The organism is Paenirhodobacter hankyongi (genome assembly GCF_003664585.1).
In the GTDB taxonomy this organism is placed as follows: Bacteria; Pseudomonadota; Alphaproteobacteria; order Rhodobacterales; family Rhodobacteraceae; genus Rhodobacter; species Rhodobacter hankyongi.
Genome location: NZ_RCHI01000044.1, coordinates 1 through 1605 on the forward strand (window position 1 = coordinate 1; position 1605 = coordinate 1605).

At 71.0% G+C, this 1605-nt stretch carries 1 protein-coding gene; it reads right to left on the reverse strand.

The genetic code is table 11. The features are described from left to right. Positions 1-1605, reverse strand: a 1605-nt coding sequence (locus DYS74_RS18755) for a hypothetical protein (protein WP_183077591.1), incomplete at both ends; no start/stop codon positions are given.

The window sequence follows — 1605 nt, forward strand, 5'->3', positions numbered from 1 at the left end:
GCTGCCGCCAAGCGTGAGCGTGCCGCTCGAGCTGCCCGAGATTGCGCCGAGGAAAACCCGCTGCTGTGCCGTCAGGCCCGAGAGGTTGACCAGGCCATTGACCGTGCGCTCGACCGCCCCCGTCGTCGCCGTCAGGATGCGGCGCTGATCGTCGGTCAGCACGCCCCTCGCCTGCATCGCGATCACCCGCGCGATATACGCGGTGCCGGACTGCAGCATCGAGCGCTGGTCAGTGGTCAGAGTGCCGCTGGCGCTCAGGGCCAGAGCGCGCGCGACACTGCCGGACGACGCCAGCAGCATCGAGCGTTGGTCAGTGGTCAGGGCCCCGCCTGCGCTCAGGGCGATGACGCGGGACACCGAGGCGCTATTGGCCAGCAGCATCGAGCGCTGATCGGTGCTGAGCGTGCCAGTCGCGGCCATCGCCAGCACGCGCGCGATATACGCAGTGCCGGACAACAGCATGGTCCGCTGGTCGGTAGTCAGCGTGCCGCTGGCGGTCAGCGCGAGGGCTCGGGAGATCGAGGCACTGTCGGCGAGGATCATCGAGCGCTGGTCACCGGTCAGGGCGCCGCTCGCAGTGAGCGCCAGCGCGCGGGCGACACTGCCGGACGACGCCAGCAGCATCGAGCGCTGATCAGTGGTCAGGGCCCCGCCTGCGCTCAGGGCGATGACACGGGACACCGAGGCGCTATTGGCCAGCAGCATCGAGCGCTGATCGGTGCTGAGCGTGCCAATCGCGGCCATCGCCAGCACGCGCGCGATATACGCGGTGCCGGACAACAGCATGGTCCGTTGATCGCTGGTCAGCGTGCCGCTGGCGGTCAGCGCGAGGGCTCGGGAGATCGAGGCACTGTCGGCGAGGATCATCGAGCGCTGGTCACCGGTCAGGGCGCCGCTCGCAGTGAGCGCCAGCGCGCGGGCGACACTGCCGGACGACGCCAGCAGCATCGAGCGCTGGTCGGTGGTCAGGGCCCCGCCTGCGGCAAGCGCCAGCTGCCGGGTGACAGTGGCGCTCACGGCCGCCAGCATCGAGCGCTGATCGGTCGAGAGCGCGCCGGTGGCAGCAAGCGCCAGCCCGCGCGAGATATTGGCCGTCTCGGCCAGCAGGACGGCCCGCTGATCCGACGTCAACGCCCCGGTCGTCGACAGGATCAGCGCCCGGGTGACGGTCGCGGCCGCCGTGGCGAGGATGGTCTTCTGATCGGTCGAGAGCGTGCCGGTGGCGGCAAGCGCCAGCAGCCGCTGCACCGTCCCCGACGAGGCCCCAAGCATCGCGGCCTGTGCCGCGGTGAGGCTTCCGGTTGCCGTGATGTTCACCGCCCGCAGCACCGTGGCCGAGACCGCGCCCAGCAGGCGCAGCTGATCCTCGGTGGCGCCGCCGGTCGCACGGAAGGCGATGGACTTCTGCACCGTCTCGCTCACCGCGCTCAGCAGCAGGCGCGCCTCCTCGCTCAGCGCCGAGAGCGCGATCGTGCCGGAAAGCGTCTTCTGCACCGCGGTGCTGCCCATGCTGATCTGCGCGAGGTAGAGCAGCCCGGTGGCCGAGACCCCGGCCAGGTCGATCGCCGCCCGGATCGTCGCCGAGGCGGTCGTCGCCTGCGTCCG